Origin of the sequence: Enterocloster bolteae, from assembly GCF_002234575.2 — a bacterium.
Classification (GTDB): domain Bacteria; phylum Bacillota; class Clostridia; order Lachnospirales; family Lachnospiraceae; genus Enterocloster; species Enterocloster bolteae.
The window spans coordinates 4839982-4858708 of sequence record NZ_CP022464.2 but is presented as its reverse complement, the minus strand read 5'-3'; the positions used below and the strand labels follow the sequence as shown (position 1 = coordinate 4858708).

The 18727-nt window shown below is 52.5% G+C and carries 20 protein-coding genes; 18 read left to right on the top strand and 2 right to left on the bottom strand.

Annotated elements, in window-relative coordinates:
• The first annotated feature begins 36 nt into the window (after positions 1-36).
• From pstA to CGC65_RS22420, 5 genes are all read left to right on the top strand, one after another.
• Positions 37-879, top strand: coding sequence for a phosphate ABC transporter permease PstA (gene pstA, locus CGC65_RS22440; RefSeq protein WP_002568563.1), 843 nt, complete (start codon positions 37-39; stop codon positions 877-879).
• Positions 864-1613, top strand: a complete 750-nt coding sequence (locus CGC65_RS22435; protein ID WP_002568562.1) for a phosphate ABC transporter ATP-binding protein — start codon at positions 864-866, stop codon at positions 1611-1613. The genes pstA and CGC65_RS22435 overlap by 16 nt, the downstream gene beginning before the upstream one ends.
• A gap of 111 nt (positions 1614-1724) precedes the next feature.
• Positions 1725-2192: an HAD family hydrolase gene (locus CGC65_RS22430; protein WP_002568561.1), complete on the top strand. Its 468-nt coding sequence runs from the start codon at positions 1725-1727 to the stop codon at positions 2190-2192.
• A 93-nt stretch (positions 2193-2285) separates the two neighbouring features.
• On the top strand, positions 2286-2450 hold the full coding sequence (locus tag CGC65_RS31400; RefSeq protein ID WP_002578279.1) for a hypothetical protein: 165 nt from the start codon (positions 2286-2288) through the stop codon (positions 2448-2450).
• A gap of 103 nt (positions 2451-2553) precedes the next feature.
• Complete coding sequence (locus CGC65_RS22420) at positions 2554-3147, top strand: hypothetical protein (RefSeq protein WP_002568560.1); 594 nt, start codon at positions 2554-2556, stop codon at positions 3145-3147.
• A gap of 108 nt (positions 3148-3255) precedes the next feature.
• Here the strand turns inward: CGC65_RS22420 and CGC65_RS22415 are convergent, their stop codons facing one another.
• Complete coding sequence (locus tag CGC65_RS22415) at positions 3256-3489, bottom strand: hypothetical protein (protein ID WP_002568559.1); 234 nt, start codon at positions 3487-3489, stop codon at positions 3256-3258.
• Positions 3490-3683: 194 nt separating this feature from the next.
• Between CGC65_RS22415 and CGC65_RS22410 the strand changes: the two genes are divergently transcribed.
• The 10 genes from CGC65_RS22410 to CGC65_RS22365 all read left to right on the top strand — a co-directional run bounded on the left by CGC65_RS22410 (position 3684) and on the right by CGC65_RS22365 (position 13470).
• Positions 3684-4826, top strand: coding sequence for an exonuclease SbcCD subunit D (locus CGC65_RS22410; protein ID WP_038281858.1), 1143 nt, complete (start codon positions 3684-3686; stop codon positions 4824-4826).
• Positions 4823-7783 carry an AAA family ATPase gene (locus tag CGC65_RS22405; protein WP_002568557.1) on the top strand — a complete coding sequence of 987 codons (2961 nt, stop codon included), beginning with the start codon at positions 4823-4825 and terminating at the stop codon, positions 7781-7783. Before CGC65_RS22410 ends, CGC65_RS22405 begins: the two co-directional genes overlap by 4 nt.
• Before the next feature lie 106 nt (positions 7784-7889).
• Positions 7890-8354 carry a pyridoxamine 5'-phosphate oxidase family protein gene (locus CGC65_RS22400; RefSeq protein WP_002568556.1) on the top strand — a complete coding sequence of 155 codons (465 nt, stop codon included), beginning with the start codon at positions 7890-7892 and terminating at the stop codon, positions 8352-8354.
• A gap of 25 nt (positions 8355-8379) precedes the next feature.
• The gene (locus CGC65_RS22395) at positions 8380-8634 is read left to right on the top strand and encodes a DUF3795 domain-containing protein (protein ID WP_002568555.1); all 255 of its coding nucleotides are present in this window, start codon (positions 8380-8382) and stop codon (positions 8632-8634) included.
• 18 nt (positions 8635-8652) lie between these two features.
• Positions 8653-9255, top strand: a complete 603-nt coding sequence (locus CGC65_RS22390) for a pentapeptide repeat-containing protein (RefSeq protein ID WP_002568554.1) — start codon at positions 8653-8655, stop codon at positions 9253-9255.
• Positions 9256-9304: 49 nt separating this feature from the next.
• Positions 9305-9931, top strand: a complete 627-nt coding sequence (locus tag CGC65_RS22385; protein ID WP_002568553.1) for a cyclodeaminase/cyclohydrolase family protein — start codon at positions 9305-9307, stop codon at positions 9929-9931.
• A 32-nt stretch (positions 9932-9963) separates the two neighbouring features.
• Positions 9964-10809, top strand: coding sequence for a bifunctional 5,10-methylenetetrahydrofolate dehydrogenase/5,10-methenyltetrahydrofolate cyclohydrolase (locus tag CGC65_RS22380; RefSeq protein WP_002568552.1), 846 nt, complete (start codon positions 9964-9966; stop codon positions 10807-10809).
• Positions 10810-10946: 137 nt separating this feature from the next.
• Complete coding sequence (locus tag CGC65_RS22375) at positions 10947-11807, top strand: basic amino acid ABC transporter substrate-binding protein (RefSeq protein ID WP_002568551.1); 861 nt, start codon at positions 10947-10949, stop codon at positions 11805-11807.
• A gap of 222 nt (positions 11808-12029) precedes the next feature.
• Positions 12030-12722, top strand: a complete 693-nt coding sequence (locus CGC65_RS22370) for an amino acid ABC transporter permease (RefSeq protein ID WP_002568550.1) — start codon at positions 12030-12032, stop codon at positions 12720-12722.
• Positions 12712-13470, top strand: a complete 759-nt coding sequence (locus CGC65_RS22365) for an amino acid ABC transporter ATP-binding protein (protein WP_002568549.1) — start codon at positions 12712-12714, stop codon at positions 13468-13470. The genes CGC65_RS22370 and CGC65_RS22365 overlap by 11 nt, the downstream gene beginning before the upstream one ends.
• Positions 13471-14088: 618 nt before the next feature.
• On the opposite strand, the gene CGC65_RS22360 is transcribed toward CGC65_RS22365, so the two are convergent.
• Positions 14089-14586 (bottom strand): MarR family transcriptional regulator, encoded by a 498-nt coding sequence (locus CGC65_RS22360; RefSeq protein ID WP_002568548.1) that lies wholly within the window; start codon positions 14584-14586, stop codon positions 14089-14091.
• A 215-nt stretch (positions 14587-14801) separates the two neighbouring features.
• On the opposite strand from CGC65_RS22360, the gene ftsH reads away from it, so the two are divergent.
• The 3 genes from ftsH (at position 14802) to CGC65_RS22345 (ending at position 18723) form a co-directional block, all read left to right on the top strand.
• Positions 14802-16679 carry an ATP-dependent zinc metalloprotease FtsH gene (ftsH, locus tag CGC65_RS22355; RefSeq protein WP_002568547.1) on the top strand — a complete coding sequence of 626 codons (1878 nt, stop codon included), beginning with the start codon at positions 14802-14804 and terminating at the stop codon, positions 16677-16679.
• Between the two features lie 214 nt (positions 16680-16893).
• Positions 16894-17178: a DUF6809 family protein gene (locus tag CGC65_RS22350; RefSeq protein WP_002568546.1), complete on the top strand. Its 285-nt coding sequence runs from the start codon at positions 16894-16896 to the stop codon at positions 17176-17178.
• A gap of 252 nt (positions 17179-17430) precedes the next feature.
• A complete protein-coding gene (locus CGC65_RS22345) occupies positions 17431-18723 on the top strand; it encodes a BMP family ABC transporter substrate-binding protein (RefSeq protein WP_002568545.1) in 1293 nt (430 codons plus the stop codon).
• Positions 18724-18727 lie beyond the last annotated feature (4 nt).

Sequence of the window (18727 nt, the reverse complement as noted above, 5' to 3'; positions counted from 1 at the left end):
GCCATAGGACGGAACAGGCATAAAGGAGGGAAAACCATGCATCTGCGCGCATCACTTACAAAATTCTGGGCGTATTCCAGCATGTTATTGGTGACAGGCATCATTTTGTTCCTGTTCGGATATGTTTTTTACCGGGGGGCAGGCACAATCAGCTGGGAATTTTTGTCCCAGCCGCCCAGGGGAGCGGTACTGGGGGAGGAGGGCGGAATCTGGCCTGCCATTGTGGGGAGCCTGTGTTTTACGGCGACAGCTATTGTCCTGGGAGGAATCCCTGCTGTCGCCACAGCACTCTTTATGGTGTTTTACTGCAAAGGACGCAGGACAGCGGGATTAATCCGCATGGTAATCCAGTGTATTTCGGGAATCCCGTCCATTGTCCTGGGACTGTTTGCTTACAGCTTCCTGGTGCGGGACCTGGCCTGGGGGCGCTGCATCCTGTCCTCTGGTGTGGCTCTGGCCGTGATGATTCTTCCTTTTATAGAGGTCAGGGCAGAGAAAACCTTCAGGGAGCTGCCAAAACAGCTGGTACAGTCCTCCTATGCCCTGGGCTGTTCCAGGTTCTATACCATCCGGAAGATTGTGCTGCCGGCCTGTAAGGGGGAGATCGTGTCGGGCGTAATACTGGGAGGCTGCTACGCCATGGGGGCCACGGCCCCTCTCATATTCACAGGGGCAGTGGCGTATTCCGGCCTCCCGGCCCGGCTTACCGCCCCGGCCATGGCCCTGCCTATGCATCTTTACCTGCTGGTAGCCCAGGGAGCCACTTCCATGGACGCGGCTTACGGGACCGCTTTTGTCATGATGGCGCTGATTTTATTCAGCAGCCTTTTGGCAACAATTTACGCAAGGAGGAGCCAGAAAAAATGGAACATATCATGACGCTTCACAATGTCAGCGCATCCTATGACGGCAGGGAGGTATTGTCTGATTTGTCCTTAGACATACCGGTCCGCCGGATTACGGCCGTCATCGGTCCGTCCGGGTGCGGAAAAACCACGCTGTTGCGGTGTATGAACGGATTGCTGGCAGAGGAAAAGGGTGTATCTGTATCCGGAAGGATTTTGTTGGACGGACAGGAGATAAAATCCATGCAGAAGGATGTGCTTCGCCGCCGTGTGGGTCTGGTGTTTCAGACGCCGGCTCCCTTTCCATTTTCCATCTATAAAAACATGACATATGCGCCGAGATATTACGGCGTCCGGGATAAGGCTTCCCTGGAAGCGCTGGTGAAGGAAAAACTCCGGATGGCCGGACTGTATGACGAGGTCAGGGAAGATTTGGGCAGGAATGCTCTTAAACTTTCAGGAGGACAGCAGCAGAGGCTCTGTATCGCCCGTGCCCTGACAGTGGACCCGGAAGTACTATTGCTGGATGAGCCCTGTTCCGCCCTGGATGTGAAATCATCTGCCGTAATCGAGGAAATGCTGACAGAACTTAAGAAGCAGTATACCATTGTCATTGTCACCCATAACATAGCCCAGGCCCGCAGGATATCTGACTATGGGGCCTTTCTTTTAGGGGGCCGTCTGGTGGAGTGGGGGGAATCGGACCAATTGTTCGGGTGCCCGGCGCAAGAGGAGACAAGGGCGTTTCTGGCAGGAATTTACGGATAAACGGATTTGGGCCGGAATCTGCGGATAGACGGATTCGGGCCGGCAGGGATATGGGGATAAGTGATACGGGATAGAAGATACAGGACAGGAGATACAGGGAGGAGACAGACAGTGATTGTAATAGAAATACCCGGGCGGGAGCCTTTGAAAATCAACCATGTGGTCCTGGATTACAACGGGACAGCGGCAGTGGACGGCATGCTGCTGAAGGGGGTCAAGGAGCGTATTGCCCGGCTTAAGGAGCTGGCCCATGTGTATGTGCTCACTGCTGATACATACGGCACGGTGACGCGCCAGTGCGAACCTTTGGGCATAACTGTAAGGACTTTTCCGCGGGAGGGTGCTGCCGGATGCAAGGAAGAAATCGTAAAGGGGCTTGAGGGAGGCGTGGCCTGTCTTGGCAATGGCTTTAATGATATACAGATGTTTGACGCAGCCCAGCTGTCCATAGCGGTTCTGGAGCGGGAGGGTATGTGCGCAGCCCTGTTAAGCCATGCATCCGTGGTGGTTCGCTCCATTGAGGATGGGCTGGACCTTCTGCTGAAGCCGGACCGTCTGCGGGCCACACTGAGAAGCTGACGGACCGGCAGGCGGTTGTCCTTCCCTTGTCAGGGAATGAACTGTTTACAATGAAGTGCCTGCAATGAACAGCCCTCAATGGACGGTTTCAAAATGAAAGAAAACCAAAAAAGTTGCATGGTAAATTATGAAATTTTAGGAAAAGGATTGAAACAGTTTTTTAAGTTTAATTACGGAACCATTAATGTTGGCCTGGCTGCCTTGACAAAAGGAGCCAGGCTCTTTATGTTAGAGTGTATCACCGGACGCGGTGGATGAAATGCGTATTTCACAGGGGTGCATGCTCATACCGGACTCTGGAAATGCAGCTTTTACATAAAGAAAATGATACTGAAAATCAGATAGATGAGGAGACGTAATTATGAAAAGAAAATTAGCAGTTTTAGGAACAGCCATTATGGCGGCGGCAGCCATCACAGCCTGCTCAGGCAAGGATGCCAAGACCACTACAGCGGCAGAGGTGGTAACACAGGCCGACACCACAGCCGGGATGACGGATGGGGAGACAGAGGACGCAGGCGCTGCTTCGGACTCTGAAACCGCAGCAGAATCCCAGTCATCCGAATCCGCCTCCCAGGAGGCCGCACTCTTGGAGGAGGCAGAGGACGTGTCCCATGCCGGGGCAGAGCTGGAACAGAGTGAGATTAAGCCTTTCGCAGAGAAGGTGCAGAAGGCGGTGGCAGATAAGGATATGGAGGCATTGGCAGGCCTGTGCGTTTACCCGGTCTATGTTTCCCTTGGAGAAGGACAGGGTGAGGAGATTGCCGACGAGTCAGCTTTCTTAAAGATGGATGCAGGCCAGATTTTCACTGAGAGTCTGTTAAAGGAAATTGCTGATACGGATGTAGACACGCTGGAGCAGTTTGGCGCCGGAGTCATCATGGGCGAGGAAAACAGCATTATTTTCAACAATGTGGATGGACAGGCAGCCATTACAGGTATTAACCTGAACTAGAGCATGTCTGAACATGCAATGTCTGGACACACGGTGAAGAAGAACAAAATATCCCATTAATCAACAGGGCGTCCTCCTGCCGCAAGGCAGGGCGGGCGCCCTTTGCATCTAATCTTCCAGCGCATCCTTAAGTGCTCCTAAGAATTCCAGGTCGGATTTTTTGACCCGGATGTTGGAAGCAATGGTCTGGCCGGTGCTGGATGTGACGGTAATTTCAATCAGGGTCCCCTCGTCCATGACCCCGTCCCTGGATGCGGCTTTCATAAATGACAGCATTTTGGGATGGTTGGCCTTAAACTGGTTCCAGGCCGGTTTTAACTGAAGAAGATTCATTGGATTCATATGCTCACCTCCAAACAGGAATTTACGCTCTAGTTTACCATATTTGAAAGGCAGAGGTCCAGTCCAATCTTTCAATAAGGCAGTCCTCATAGTTCAATAAGGCGGTCCTCATGGAAAAGGACGGGCCGTATGGTCTTGTAAATGGTGCCCGGCTCGTGGTATTATGGTTAAAGATGTACATGAAAGGAAGAACTATGAAATTTATTCATTTATCAGACCTTCATATCGGAAAACGGGTCAATGGTTTTTCCATGCTGGAGGATCAAAAATATATATTAGACCAGATTCTCATGATTGCGGAGGAGGAAATGCCTGACGGTGTTCTCATAGCCGGGGATATTTATGATAAACCTGTGCCTCCTGCTGAGGCAGTACAGGTCTTTGACGCTTTCCTGACCGGGCTGGCGGACCGGAACCTGCCCGTGTTTGTTATCAGCGGGAACCACGACAGCCCGGAGCGGCTGGCCTTTGGAGGGCAGCTTATGAAGGACAGGAGAGTTTATATGGCGCCTGTGTATGACGGTCATCTGGAGCCGGTTCAACTGGAGGACCGGTACGGAAGCCTGCGGGTCTATATGCTGCCCTTTATAAAACCTGCTGTTGTGAGAAGGTGCTGCCCGGAGGAAGGCATTGAAACCTTTGAAGATGCGGTCCGCTGGGCTCTGGAGCATATGGCGGAACATAAGAAAGGGGAAGATGGCCGCAATATCCTGATTGCCCACCAGTTTGTCACCGGTGCGTCCTGCTGCGACTCGGAGGAGCTGTCCATAGGCGGCTTGGACCAGGTGAGTGCTGAACTGTTCGATTCCTTCGATTATGTGGCCATGGGACATATCCACGGGCCCCAGAAGGTGGGAAGGGATACCCTGCGCTATAGCGGGACTCCCCTTAAATATTCATTCTCAGAGGTGAACCACAGGAAGTCAGTGACCGTGGTGGAGCTGCTGGAAAAGGGGAATGTGACCGTGAATACCCGTCCTCTCAGGCCCCTCCATGATATGCGGGAGCTGAGAGGAAGCTATGAAGAACTGACCAGCCGTGATTTTTACCAGGGTACGGCTGTGGATGATTACCTTCACATAACCCTTACGGATGAGGAGGATATACTGGATGCAATAGGCAAGCTGCGCTCCATTTATCCCAATGTCATGAAGCTGGATTATGATAACAAGCGCACCAGGGAGGGCAGGGTGGTGGAAGCTGCCGCCAATGCGGACAAGCCCCCCATTGTTCTGATGGAGGAGCTGTACCAGCTTCAGAACAATCAGCCCATGACAGAGCAGCAGGCTGACTTTGCGGTAAAACTGATGGAAGAGATATGGGAGGGAAGCAGATGAGGCCCACAGAACTGATAATATCCGCATTTGGACCATATGCAGGTGAGGTCACCCTGGATATGGCCTCCCTGGGGGACCGGGGACTTTATCTCATTACGGGCGACACCGGAGCAGGCAAAACCACCCTGTTTGACGCCATTGCATTTGCCCTTTACGGCAACGCTAGCGGGGACAGCCGCAAACCCAGGATGCTGCGCAGCAAATATGCCAGGCCGGATGCCAGGACCTATGTGGAGATGGGATTTTCCTATAGTGGAAAGGAATACAGGGTGCGGCGCAATCCTGAGTATATGAGGACAAAGCAAAGAGGTGAAGGGGAGACACGGGAAAAGCCGGACGCACAGCTTCATATGCCGGACGGCAGGCTCGTTACAGGGGACAAAGCGGTAACGGTGGAGGTGGAAGGGCTTCTGGGCCTTAACAGGGAGCAGTTTTCCCAGATTGCCATGCTGGCCCAGGGCAGTTTTTCCAGGCTCCTGTCAGGCAGAACCGAGGATCGGGGCATCATTTTCCGGGAAATATTTAAGACAAAGCCCTACCAGTTGTTTCAGGAAAAGCTGAAGGACCGGGCCAAGGGTCTGTATGGCCGCTACGCGGACAGCAGAAAGAGCATGGAACAGTATGCCGGAGGTGTTATCACAGAGGGCCATAGTGAGGAACTTAAGCTGCGCTGGAAGGAGGTGCCCCAGGGGAGCCTGGAAGCTCTTTTGGAGGTGCTGGACCAGCTGATTGGGGCGGATGAGGCGCAGCAGCAGGGGAGGGACAGAGCCATGGCCCTGGTCAGGGACGAGATGGCTGCCCTTGGAATGGAGCTGGGGAAAATGCAGGGGGATGCCGCGGTCTGCCGGGATATGGCGGCTGCCGCGGATGTGCTCAGGGAAAATATGCCGGTTCTGGAACAGGCAAAGGTCAGGTATGAGAGGGAAAAGGAACGCCAGGCTGACAGAGACGGGCTGATTGGCGCTGTTACCAGGATGGAAGAAAACCTGAAAACCTATGACCGTTTTGACGGGCTGCAGGAAAATCTGAAGGCATGCAGGAAAGAGACAGAGAGCCTTGAAAAAAGGCTGGAGCAGGCGGCCCTGGAGGAAAGGCAGTGGAAGGAACGAAATGACAGCGATGAGAAGATACTGGAAAGCCTTCGCCAGGCAGGAGAAGAATACCAGGCAGCCCTGACAGCAGGGGAGAGACTGCGCGAATACAGCGGGCGCATCGGACTTCTGGCAGAGGAGCTGGGGCAGTACGGGCAGGAGCGGAAGAAGCTGGAGGCAGCCAGAGAGCGTTACAGGGCAGCAGGCGAGGAGAGCCGCAGGGCAGACGATGCCTACCGGGAGATGTACCAGAGATTCCTGGACAACCAGGCGGGAATCCTGGCTTCACGGCTCACAGAAGGCCAGCCCTGTCCTGTATGCGGCTCTGTCACTCATCCGGCGCCTGCACGGTATCTGGAGGAGGGAAAAGAGGCAGCCAAGGACAAGGTAGACCGGCTTAAGGCTGCTGCCGAGGAAAAGGATAAGGCGGCTGCCAGGCTGAGCCTGGAGGCAGGAAGACTGGCAGGCAGTCTGGATACCCGCTATGAAAGGATGAAACAGCAGATTGATGCCGAGGTGGCTACCTGGAAAGAGGACTGGCAGCAGCGGATTCGCCAGGCGGAAGCCGATGCCGGGGCGTTGGTTGCAAAGACAGGGGATGTACGGCAGGGGCGCAGGTATTTCCTTGAACAGTGGGAGCTGATGATGGGGCAGCTAAAAGGCCAGCTGGAGCGCCAGGCTGCTGCCCAGAAGGAGAAGATTCAGGAAAAGAAGAAGAGAAAAGAATATAAGGAAGCCATTGAAGGCAGAAGGGTCTTAGGGCGTCAATCCCTGGAAGCAGCCTCGGAGTTGAAACAGCAGGCCCAGAAAATGCTGGCAGAGAGCCAGGCAAAGGAAAGGGAACTGGAAAGCCGCCTTAAGGAGATGGAGTCCTCCCTGCCCTATGAGAACAGGAAGGCCGCCCAGGCGGAGCTGGCAGAGAAGAAGGCATTTCTGGCCGGACTGGAAAAGGCGTTTAAGGAGGCGGAAGAATCCTATAACCGGATAAGCCGCAGAGTGTCGGACGCTCAGGCCCGATTGGAGGCGCTGAGAGGCCGGATGGCGGAGAAGGACGCAGAGGGAAGAGAGTCTGTGGGAGAGGACCGGGACCCTGTGAATGGGCCGGACACAATGCTTCCGGGCGGCATGGACGTTAGAACCGTTATGGAACGCCTGGAGGCGCGGATGCAGGAGAACCGGCTTCGCCAGTCTGAGGCAAGGGAGAGGCTGACCGGCCTGGAGCAGGAAAAAAGCAGGCTTCACCACAGACTGGAAACCAACCGCATGGCAAGGGAACGTATTTCGGAACAGAAGGCGTCCATGGAAGAGATACAAAAGGAATGGACATGGGTCAAGGCCCTTTCCGATACAGCGGCAGGTGAAGTGGGGGGAAAGGAAAAAATTACCCTGGAAACGTATGCGCAGATGGCATATTTTGAGCGTATCATTGCCAGGGCAAATACCAGGTTCATGGTCATGAGCGGCGGCCAGTATGAGCTGAAACGGTGTACGGAGGAGGATAACAGGGGGAAGAACGGGCTGGGGTTAAATGTCATCGACCATTACAATGGTACGGAGCGCAGCGTAAAGACATTGTCCGGCGGGGAATCCTTCCAGGCATCCCTTTCCCTGGCTCTGGGCCTGTCGGATGAGATACAGTCAGCTGCAGGCGGAATCCGCCTGGACACTCTCTTTGTGGATGAGGGATTCGGGTCTCTGGATGAGGATACACTGAACCTGGCCATGAAGTCCCTGGGAGACCTGGCAGAGGGAAGGCGTCTGGTGGGCATCATTTCCCATGTGGGAGAGCTGAAGGAACGAATCCAGCACCAGATTGTTGTGGTGAAGGACAAGACAGGCGGAAGCAGGGCATATATTGAACTGTGATGGAACCATGGCGGCGCTGTGGGGGAATCATGGCAACATTATGGCAAAACCATGGAGGCACCGGGAAACCGCTTTGCCGGAATAGAACACGGATAAGGAGAATATGGTGAGAAGGAAGGACAGGGAAATTAAGGATACATATGGAATAAGGGAAATTATACGGGAGTGCGACTGCTGCAGGCTGGCTTTTCCAGATGGAAAGAGCGCCTACATTGTACCTCTCAGCTTCGGATACGACGAGGAGGAAAATGCGCTCTATTTCCACGGGGCTGCCGAGGGGAAGAAGATGGATTTGGTCAGGCAGACCGGGTATGCAGGGTTTGAGATGGACACTGCCCATGGCCTTAAGACGGCGGACCAGGCCTGCGGATATTCCTTCCGGTACCGAAGCGTGGTGGGGGAAGGACCCATCCGGGTAGTGGAGGAGACACAGGAAAAGAAAAAGGGCCTGAACTGCATCATGGGCCACATGTCAGGAAAGGACAGCTGGGATTACCCGGAGGCTATGCTTAAGAGAACCGCTGTACTGCGCCTGGATGTGGAACAGATGTCAGGGAAAGAACAGGTTTAGGAGGCTGTAACAAAGGAGGAAGAATATGTTTGAGTCAAGATGCGGAGTCTGCTGCAATCAATGTGAAAGAAAGGAAGCGGTCCGCTGTACAGGGTGCGCAACCATGGAAAAGCCCTTCTGGGGCGGTGAGTGCGGTGTTAAATCCTGCTGCGAGGCAAAAGGGCTGAACCACTGCGGAGAATGTCCTGATTTTCCCTGTGAGATGGAGGCGTCCATGGGAACAGATATGGGCTTTGATGCAGAGCCAAGGTTAAAACAGTGCAGGGAATGGGCAAAATAAAATCACCATGGAGGAGATATGCTGTCAGAGGATATGGCGGAAGCAGCCAATCAGGAATGTCCGATTTTGGATAAGGTTTATGAAGACCAGACGGTCGTTGGGATATCGGGAAAAAAAGTGGAGTTTGACACGGTGAAATTCGTCAGGTGCAGGATGGAGGAGTGTGATTTCAGCGGCGCGTCCTTCTGCAATGTAGTATTTGACAAGTGTGATTTTTCTAACTGCTCCTTCCGGGATACCTATTGGAAGAATGTGAATGTATCAGACTCAAAGGGGGACGGAAGCCAGTTCTGCAACTCCACGTTTAAGTGGGTGAAGCTTCTGGACAGTCAGTTCCACTATGGGAATTTCTCTACTGCCTTCTGGGAGTTCGGCGAAATAAAGGGCTGTAATTTCCGGGAATCCTTCATGTCTGAGGTGAAATTTAAAAAGACGGTTTTTTCCTCCACGGACCTGGCCGGTACGGATTTTTTCCGTACACCGTTAAAGGGAATGGATTTATCAGAGTGCGTCATTGACGGCATCATGGTCTCGGATCAGTTCACGGAACTGGCGGGTGTAAAGGTCAGCCTGCTGCAGGCCGCCGAGCTGGCCAGGCTGATGGGAGTTAAAATTGTGTAAATGGGTTATATAATATAAACTATATATAGAAAAACAGGAGGATGTTACAATGGTAGAGAGCATGACGATTCAGGAGTTTCTGGATGTATTATCTTCAAAGGAGCCGGTACCGGGGGGCGGCGGCGCTTCGGCCCTGGCCGGAGCCCTGGGCAATGCCCTGGGACAGATGGTGGCCAATCTGACCATAGGCAAGAAGAAGTACGCGCTGGTGGAGGATGAGATTAAGGAACTGGCAGAGCGGATGAAGGGAATCCAGGGACAGTTTAGCGCGCTGGCTGACCAGGATGCAAAGGTATTTGCGCCTCTGGCCAAATGCTACAGCCTTCCCTCAGGTACAGAGGAAGAAAAGGCATACAAGGCAGAGGTCATGGAAGCACGGCTGTTGGATGCCAGTCTTGTGCCAATGGAAATCATGGAAAAGGCATGGGAAATGCTGGAAATCATGGATATCCTTGCGGATAAGGGAAGCAGGATGGCTGTCAGCGATGTGGGCGTGGGAGTCCAGTTCATCCGGACCGCACTGCTGGGCGCGGTGATGAATGTGTACATCAATACCAAGTCCATGAAGAACAGGGAGAAGGCAGAAGAAATGAACGAGAAGGCGGAACGCCTGATTAAGGAGGGGACAGAAGCAGCGGACCGCATATATCAGAAGGTACTTGAGCAGCTGAGATAGAAGGTGTCAGGCAGAAAGGAAGGAGAAGGAAAATGAAAATATTAAAAGGCGCCGAGGTTTCGGCAAAAATCAAGGAACAGGTAACACAGATGATGGAAGGTCTGGAAGGCCCGGCTCCGAAGCTGGCCATTGTGCGGGTGGGGGAAAAACCGGACGATATGTCCTACGAACGGGGGGCTGTGAAGAAGATGGAGAACTTCGGCCTGAGGGTCCAGACATATGTGTTCCCGGAACAGATAAGCGACAGCGATTTCAAGGCTGAATTCAGTGCCATTAACCGTGACCCGGATGTATCGGGAATCCTCCTGCTCCGTCCGCTGCCAAAGCAGATTGCGGAGACGGACATCGAGAAGATGATTGACCCGGAAAAGGACCTGGACGGGATTTCCCCGGCCAATATTGCCAAGGTATTTGCAGGGGACAAAACCGGTTTTGCGCCCTGTACCGCAGAGGCGGTCATAGAGGTACTTAAGGCCAATGAGATAGATATGACAGGAAAGAACGTGACTATCGTGGGCCGCAGCATGGTGGTGGGCCGTCCGCTGTCCATGCTGATGCTGAAGGAAAATGCCACGGTCACCATCTGCCACACCAGGACCAGGGATCTGGAGACAGAGTGCCGCAGAGCTGAAATCCTGGTGGCCGCAGCAGGAAAGGCTAAAATGCTGGACGGCCGTCACGTGGGACAGGATGCCATAGTCATTGATGTGGGTATTAATGTGGATGAAAATGGAAAATTATGCGGAGATGTGGATTTCCCGTCCATAGAGCCTCTTGCATCCATGGCAACACCTGTGCCGGGAGGCGTAGGGGCCGTGACAACGGCCGTGCTGGCCAAGCATCTTGTGCTTGCAGGCCGGAGACAGAGAGGGAATTAGACGGCATCTTTGCTGATTCTTTGGTGATTCCCGTATTTTCCTCTTGCTAAACCAGAAAAATGCATTATAATATAAAATGTTGAATACATTTATAGTTATGCAATTTGATGCATAAAAGAAAAGAGGAGAATATTATTATGAAGAAGAAGGTTTTAGCGATCACCATGGCGGCACTGATGGCAGCTTCCCTGACAGCCTGCGGCGGCGGTGCAAAAGAGACAACAGCAGCAGCCACAACAGCAGAGGAGAAGGCAGAGGATACCACGGCAGCCGAGAGCAAGGATGAGACCAGCGCAGAGGCGGCTGAGACTGAGGCAGCCAAGGAAGCAGCAGGCGGCAAGCTTGTCATGGCAACCAACGCAGAGTTCCCTCCTTACGAGTATCATGACGGAGATGCCATTGTTGGTATTGACGCGGAAATTGCAAAGGCCATTGCCGATGAGCTGGGCATGGAGCTGGAGATTGAGGACATTGCGTTTGATTCTATTATTCCTGAGATTGTATCCGGTAAGGCTGATATGGGTCTGGCCGGTATGACTGTTACGGAAGACCGTATGCAGTCCGTAGATTTTTCCGATACCTATGCAAAGGCATCCCAGAAAATCATCGTTACAGAGGACAGCGAGATTGCCTCTCCTGATGACTTAAAGGGTGTAATCGTAGGCGTGCAGCTGGGAACCACAGGCGATATCTATGTATCTGACCTGGAAGCTGACGGAACCACGGTAGAGCGTTACAACAAGGGCTTTGAGGCTGTTCAGGCACTGAGCCAGGGCAAGATTGACGCGGTTGTAATCGACGGAGAGCCTGCCAAGACCTTTGTTGCTGAGACAGAAGGACTGAAGATTCTGGATGAGTCCTTTACCGATGAAGAGTATGCCATTGCTGTAAAGAAGGGCAACACAGAGTTACTGGAGAAAATCAACGGCGCTCTTAAGACCCTGAAGGACAACGGCACACTGGACGAAATCGTAGCCAAGTATATCAAGGCTGAGTAATCGTACCGGGTATGGAATCGCCCACTTAAGACAGACATGACAGTACCGGCATATACAGGAAGACGGCCGGTATAAGACTGCCGCAGGCTGCAGAAAGGGAGGTGCAATACTGCACCGCATCCCCGTTCCTGCAGGGCGGCAGTTTTTGACTGTATGACAGAGGAGAAACAGGGCGTCTGCCCTGCCTTATGAATCATAAAGAAAGAGCAGAGGATGATGAGCATGTGGAAGACATTTACAGATGCGTTTTACCTGAACTTTGTGTCAGACAACCGGTGGAAATATCTGACCGAGGGTCTGAAAACAACGTTGATTATTACCTTTTTTGCCTGCCTTATGGGCATTGTGCTGGGATTTCTGGTGGGAATGATACGATCCACCTATGAGAAGACCCATAAGCTTAAGGTGCTCAATGCAATCTGTAAAGTGTACCTGACCGTAATCCGGGGCACCCCTGTGGTGGTGCAGCTGCTAATCATTTACTTTGTTGTATTCGGAAGCGTCAGGGTAGACAAGGTCATAGTGGCCATCCTGGCCTTCGGAGTCAACTCGGGAGCCTATGTGGCGGAGATATTCAGAAGCGGCATCATGTCCATTGATCCGGGACAGATGGAGGCAGGCCGCAGCCTGGGCTTCAACTATGCCCAGACCATGTGGTACATCATCATGCCCCAGGCCTTTAAGACAGTACTCCCAACCCTGTGCAACGAGTTTATCTCCCTGTTAAAGGAGACTTCGGTATCCGGCTACATTGCCATCCAGGATTTGACCAAGGGCGGGGACATCATCCGAAGCAGGACATACAGTGCATTTATGCCGCTGATTGCGGTTGCCATTATTTATCTCATCATTGTAATGATATTTACAAAGCTGATACAGATACTAGAAAGGAGGCTGAGACAGAATGAGCGGTAATACAGGAATGTTTAACGGACAGCCCTTAATCCGGGTGCAGGACCTGGGAAAGAGCTTTGGCTCCATTGATGTCTTAAAGGGAATCACGGTGGATATCCACAAGGGGGATGTGGTCTTTGTGGTAGGGCCTTCCGGTTCCGGCAAAAGCACCTTCCTCAGATGTCTGAACCTGCTGGAGGAGCCCACAAGCGGGCACATTTTCTTTGAGGGCACCGACATCACGGACCCTAAGACAGATATTGACAAGCACCGCCAGAAAATGGGGATGGTATTCCAGCAGTTTAATCTATTTCCCCACATGGATATCATGAAGAACCTGACCATTGCTCCCATAAAGCTTCAGGGAAAGGGACAAAAGGAAGCCGAGGATGAGGCTATGGAGCTACTGGAGCGTGTGGGACTGGCAGACAGGGCCCACGCATATCCCAGCCAGCTTTCAGGCGGTCAGAAACAGCGTATTGCCATTGTCCGGGCTTTGTGCATGAAGCCGGATGTGATGCTGTTCGACGAGCCCACCTCCGCCCTGGACCCGGAGATGGTAGGAGAGGTATTAAGCGTTATGCGCGACCTTGCCAGGGAAAAGATGACCATGGTGGTGGTGACACACGAGATGGGCTTTGCCAGAGAGGTAGCCACCAGGGTTATGTTCATGGACGAGGGGCACTTTATGGAGGAAGCCGCACCGGAGGAATTCTTCTCCAACCCTAAAAATGAGCGTCTGAAGTCCTTCTTAAGTAAGGTATTGTAAAGAGGGGTGAGGATGCACCATGCAGCACCTGCTATCCACGCCAGAACCAAGCCTGCGGATCTAACCGCAGGGCCCGCTGCGTATCATAGCACCTCCATCGTTTATATCCAAATCAGAAGAAAAATGGCATGCCTGGGTAGATGGCATACCATTTATAAAGAGGACCGCATTATCTTGATATCATCTTGATATGCGGCCTTTTAGTTTAGGATTAATTATCAAGGATACAATCTAAGCGGGCAAAAAGTCCGCCAATTGTCCAATATCATTAGCGGGGATATTATTTTTTTCGCTGCGGGGAATACACAGCGGACGCAGGAAGAATGCAGTGGGTGAGAGGCGGGAACGCGGGGCAGGAGGTGGCTTTGGAGCAGTTCGGAGAGACTTAGGCGGAAGGAACAGGAAAAGCCGGGGTTGCGCAGGGCGCTCAACGCCCGGAGCAAAGCAAACATGGAGCCGGACTCATCAGGAGTCCGGCGTAATTTTTGCGGTCCCCGGGTTTTCCTGTTCCTTCCGCCTTAGTCTCTCCCACTGCGGAAACGGCCATCTTTTGCCCCGCATTCCCGTCTCTCACGGACGCGAATCACCACACGCGTCCGCGTACCTCTCCCCCATTCCCTACAACTCAGGAAAATCCCCGCAGGATGCTATATCCTCCGCAGCAGCGAATTTCTCCAACAGGGTGCTTAAACGTATCAGGCAGTCGTCCAGCTCCGCCAGTTCCTCCTGATTATACGAGGAAAGTCGGGACACCGTGCACTCCAGCATAGCTTCCCTCAGCTGCTTCATGATGGATGCGCCTTCCGGTGTAATCATCAGATATACATGGCGCCGGTTCCTGGAGCTGTGCTGTCTGCGGACCAGGTTCTTTTCTTCCAGATCATTGATAAGCTTTGTCAGCTGCTGTTTGGTAATGCCCAGCTGCAGGGCCATCTCCGACATGGTGGGCGCCTGTCTGTCCGGCTGGTTTAACTGCATCAGGACCTGGAAAGCAGCGGAATTCGCCCGTATCTGGTTCTGCTGGTGGTAGCTGTTCTTTGCCAGATTAAAAAAATCAATGGCAAATTCCATGAAATGTTCCCCCACATGTCTGCTGTCTGCTGGTTCACGGTTCATGCCGATTACCTCCTCGCTCTATTCTGTAATCGTTTTATCATATCTGGTGTAAAAAGTCAATAAATATTAAAAGTAAATAAAAACTTACAATCAACCATTGACAAAAGTTGCAAATGGTATTATCTTACATGGTGAACAGCGGGAAGCGGATGCAGCTGGAATCAGGCTGCGTGTATCCCGGCCTATGAGTATGAATTAAGAAAAGGAGACCTGGTATGGGTGCGAATGAAGACAGCGGAAAGAGAAACTTAAAAAGCGGCACGCCTAAAAAGCCGTTCATTTACTATTATTTCCTGGTCATATTGGCAGTGATGGTGTTAAATGCCCTTGTATTTCCCATGATGGAGCATTCCGTAGAAGTGCCGTACAGCGAGTTCCTGAAGGAACTGGACGCCGGTAATGTGAAGGATGTGTACGTCAGCAACGGGGAATCACAGATTCAGTTTACGAAAAAGGACCAGAAGCAGTGGAATGTCAGCTATAAGACAGGACCGATTCCGGGAGACGACCTGGTTAAGCGGCTGCAGAATGCGGATGTGGAGAATTTTACAGGAGAAATCCAGACAAAGGCTTCTCCGCTCTTAAGCTTTCTGATGTCCTGGGTTGCGCCCATTCTCATGTTTGTGGTCATTGGAAATATTATGGGGCGCATGCTTTCCAAGCGCATGGGCGGCAGCAATGCCATGACCTTCGGAAAGTCCAATGCAAAGATATACGCAGAGAATGAGACGGGAATCACCTTTGCCGATGTGGCAGGTGAGGAGGAGGCCAAGGATGCCTTAAAGGAAATCGTGGATTTCCTTCACAATCCGCAGAAGTATGCGGATATAGGAGCAAATCTTCCAAAGGGAGCGCTGCTGGTGGGCCCTCCCGGAACCGGCAAGACGCTTCTTGCAAGGGCGGTGGCAGGAGAAGCCCACGTCCCCTTCTTCTCCATATCCGGTTCTGAATTTGTGGAGATGTTTGTGGGGATGGGCGCTGCCAAGGTCAGGGATCTGTTTAAGCAGGCCAATGATAAGGCGCCGTGTATTGTATTTATTGATGAGATTGACACCATCGGCAAGAAGCGCGACGGCGGAGGCATGAGCGGAAACGATGAGCGTGAGCAGACCCTGAACCAGCTGCTGACGGAGATGGATGGTTTCGACGGAAAGAAGGGCGTAGTCATCCTGGCTGCCACCAACCGTCCGGAGTCCCTGGACAAGGCCCTGCTGCGTCCCGGCCGCTTTGACCGCAGAGTGCCGGTGGAGCTGCCTGACTTAAAGGGACGTGAGGCTATCTTAAAGGTTCACGGACAAAACGTGAAGATGTCGGATGACGTGGATTACAATGCCATTGCCAGGGCCACGGCAGGCGCCAGCGGCGCGGAGCTGGCCAATATCATCAACGAGGCAGCCCTGAGGGCAGTGCGTATGGGCCGCAGCGCCGTGGTGCAGGCCGACCTGGAGGAAAGCGTGGAGACGGTCATTGCCGGATACCAGAAGAAAAATGCGGTTATTTCCCAGAAGGAGCGCAGAATCGTGGCGTATCATGAGGTGGGCCATGCTCTGGTGGCTGCCTGCCAGAGCCACAGCGCTCCGGTTCAGAAGATTACCATTATCCCCAGAACATCGGGGGCATTGGGATATACCATGCAGGTGGAACAGGGAGAGCGCTACCTTATGAGCCGGGAGGAGGCACTGGATAAGATTGCCACCTTTACAGGCGGCCGGGCGGCGGAGGAGCTGATTTTCCATTCCATTACCACAGGCGCGTCCAACGACATTGAGCAGGCTACCAAGATTGCCCGTTCCATGGTGACCCGGTTCGGCATGACCGATGAGTTTGACATGGTGGCCATGGAAACCGTGAACAACCAGTATCTGGGAGGAGACACATCCCTGATTTGCGCTCCGGACACGGCAAAGCGCATAGATGAACAGGTGGTGTCCATTGTGAAGGAGCAGCATAGGAAGGCTCTTTCCATTCTCAGGGAAAATGAAGGCAGGCTCCATGAGATAGCCGCCTATCTGCTGGAAAAGGAGACCATCACAGGAGACGAATTCATGGAAATCTTCAACCGTGGAGAAGAAGAGCAGGTCCGGGGAGAATAGGATATGTTTAGTTGCATTTGACCACGGGCTGTGCTATTCTGGATATATAGACAGGTGGGGGAGCCATAGCCCTGCGCTGCGTATATCCTTTATAGATGATGAGAGAAGATGATTGGTTGATGAGAGAATGAGTTGAGAGCGGATGGAGAATGCGGCGTGACGGCCCCCGCCTTTCTGTGAAAATAATTTGACAAAAGAAAGGCAGGAAAAAGGTATGGGAAAGATTTTGCAGCAGTTGTACAGGGGGGACTTATGCCCGGCGGAAAATACCATACGCGGCAACGCGGAATACGATGCACTGACCAGGCAGTCCATGGACGACTTCAACCGGTTTACCGACAAGCTGGACAGGGACATGAAGGAGGAATTCGACCTTCTGATGGAACATTACCTGGAGCTAACCTTTATTGAGAAGACCCAGTGTTTTACAGATGGGTTCCGCATCGGTGCAGGTGTTATGTGCGAAGTATTTTATGAAAATGCAGCTGAAAGAAACTAAATTATAAGCATGGCTTAAGAATGAAAGGCAGGATTGCTGATAAATAAAAGCAATCCTGTCTTATTGTGTAAAAATGGGTCGATTTCCCTGGTTAATATTGACAATAGGGAAAAAAGTAGATATACTTAACTGGTATTTGTGTTACTTTTTAATGGGTAGGACAACGATGGAACGTCAGGTGTAATGGAGCAGCCAGTACCTGACGTATTTTAATCGGGTTCTGCAAACTTACACTTCATGGAGGAGAGTATTATGAAATTAAAAAAGTTAGCAAGCATGGCCATGGCAGGCGTGATGGCAGTATCACTGGCAGCCTGCGGCGGATCTGACACAGCAAAGACGACTGCGGCAGACGCAGCCACAACAGCTGAGGCTGAGACAACTGCGGCGGCAGAGGATGCAGAGACCAAGGAGACCGAGGCTTCAGAAGCACCGGCCGCAGGCGGCATTGCCAAGGAAGATTTAAAGATTGGCTTTGTCTACATAGGCGATGAGAACGAGGGCTACACAGCCGCTCATTACAACGGCGCCATGGAGATGAAGGAAAAACTGGGCCTGAACGATGACCAGATTATCGTTAAGTGGAACATCCCGGAGGATGAGACTGCAAAGGATGCGGCCATGGACCTTGCGGACCAGGGATGCCAGATTATATTTGCAAACAGCTTTGGACATGAGTCCTATGTGATTGAGGCGGCAAAGGAGTATCCGGATGTCCAGTTCTGTCATGCAACCGGCTTCCAGGCAGCTTCCAGCGGCCTGAGCAACATGCACAACTATTTCACATCCATCTACGAGTCACGTTACGTATCCGGTGTTGTGGCCGGACTGAAGCTGAACCAGATGATAGAGGACGGAACCGTGAAGGCGGATGCATGCAAGATTGGTTATGTGGGCGCTTATCCATATGCTGAGGTTATCAGCGGATACACCTCCTTCTTCTTAGGCGTGCGTTCCGTATGCCCGGACGCCACCATGGAAGTGAAGTACACCAACAGCTGGGCAAGCTTTGACCTGGAGAAGGAAGCAGCTGACGCCCTGATTTCCGACGGATGTGTTCTGATCAGCCAGCATGCAGATACCACCGGCGCTCCTACCGCATGTGAGGCGGCAGGCGTTCCCTGCGTGGGCTACAACATTTCCATGATTGCCACTGCTCCAAAACAGGCTCTTACATCTGCTTCCAATAACTGGGCCGCATATGTGACTGAGGCTGTACAGCATGTCATTGACGGAACCGAGATTCCGGTTGACTGGTGCAAGGGCTTCTCTGACGGCGCTGTGCTGATTACAGAGCTGAACGAGGCGGCTGTGGCACCCGGAACAAAGGAGAAGGTGGATGAGGTAGAGGCCAAGCTGGCATCCGGCGAGCTTCATGTATTCGACACCTCCACATGGACCGTTGGCGGCGAGACACTGGATACATATAAGAAGGACGGCAGCGACATCGAATATATCTCCGACGGATATTTCCATGAGTCAGAGTTTGGTTCCGCACCTGCCTTTGACATCCTGATTGACGGTATCACCACAATTGACAACTAAGATA

Coding starts and splice junctions, on each gene's coding strand:
- pstA (WP_002568563.1), top strand. CDS start 37: ATGCATCTGCGCGCATCACTTACAAAATTCTGGGCGTATTCCAGCATG.
- CGC65_RS22435 (WP_002568562.1), top strand. CDS start 864: ATGGAACATATCATGACGCTTCACAATGTCAGCGCATCCTATGACGGC.
- CGC65_RS31400 (WP_002578279.1), top strand. CDS start 2,286: ATGAAAGAAAACCAAAAAAGTTGCATGGTAAATTATGAAATTTTAGGA.
- CGC65_RS22420 (WP_002568560.1), top strand. CDS start 2,554: ATGAAAAGAAAATTAGCAGTTTTAGGAACAGCCATTATGGCGGCGGCA.
- CGC65_RS22415 (WP_002568559.1), bottom strand. CDS start 3,489: ATGAATCCAATGAATCTTCTTCAGTTAAAACCGGCCTGGAACCAGTTT.
- CGC65_RS22410 (WP_038281858.1), top strand. CDS start 3,684: ATGAAATTTATTCATTTATCAGACCTTCATATCGGAAAACGGGTCAAT.
- CGC65_RS22405 (WP_002568557.1), top strand. CDS start 4,823: ATGAGGCCCACAGAACTGATAATATCCGCATTTGGACCATATGCAGGT.
- CGC65_RS22395 (WP_002568555.1), top strand. CDS start 8,380: ATGTTTGAGTCAAGATGCGGAGTCTGCTGCAATCAATGTGAAAGAAAG.
- CGC65_RS22390 (WP_002568554.1), top strand. CDS start 8,653: ATGCTGTCAGAGGATATGGCGGAAGCAGCCAATCAGGAATGTCCGATT.
- CGC65_RS22385 (WP_002568553.1), top strand. CDS start 9,305: ATGGTAGAGAGCATGACGATTCAGGAGTTTCTGGATGTATTATCTTCA.
- CGC65_RS22380 (WP_002568552.1), top strand. CDS start 9,964: ATGAAAATATTAAAAGGCGCCGAGGTTTCGGCAAAAATCAAGGAACAG.
- CGC65_RS22375 (WP_002568551.1), top strand. CDS start 10,947: ATGAAGAAGAAGGTTTTAGCGATCACCATGGCGGCACTGATGGCAGCT.
- CGC65_RS22370 (WP_002568550.1), top strand. CDS start 12,030: ATGTGGAAGACATTTACAGATGCGTTTTACCTGAACTTTGTGTCAGAC.
- CGC65_RS22365 (WP_002568549.1), top strand. CDS start 12,712: ATGAGCGGTAATACAGGAATGTTTAACGGACAGCCCTTAATCCGGGTG.
- CGC65_RS22360 (WP_002568548.1), bottom strand. CDS start 14,586: ATGAACCGTGAACCAGCAGACAGCAGACATGTGGGGGAACATTTCATG.
- ftsH (WP_002568547.1), top strand. CDS start 14,802: ATGGGTGCGAATGAAGACAGCGGAAAGAGAAACTTAAAAAGCGGCACG.
- CGC65_RS22350 (WP_002568546.1), top strand. CDS start 16,894: ATGGGAAAGATTTTGCAGCAGTTGTACAGGGGGGACTTATGCCCGGCG.
- CGC65_RS22345 (WP_002568545.1), top strand. CDS start 17,431: ATGAAATTAAAAAAGTTAGCAAGCATGGCCATGGCAGGCGTGATGGCA.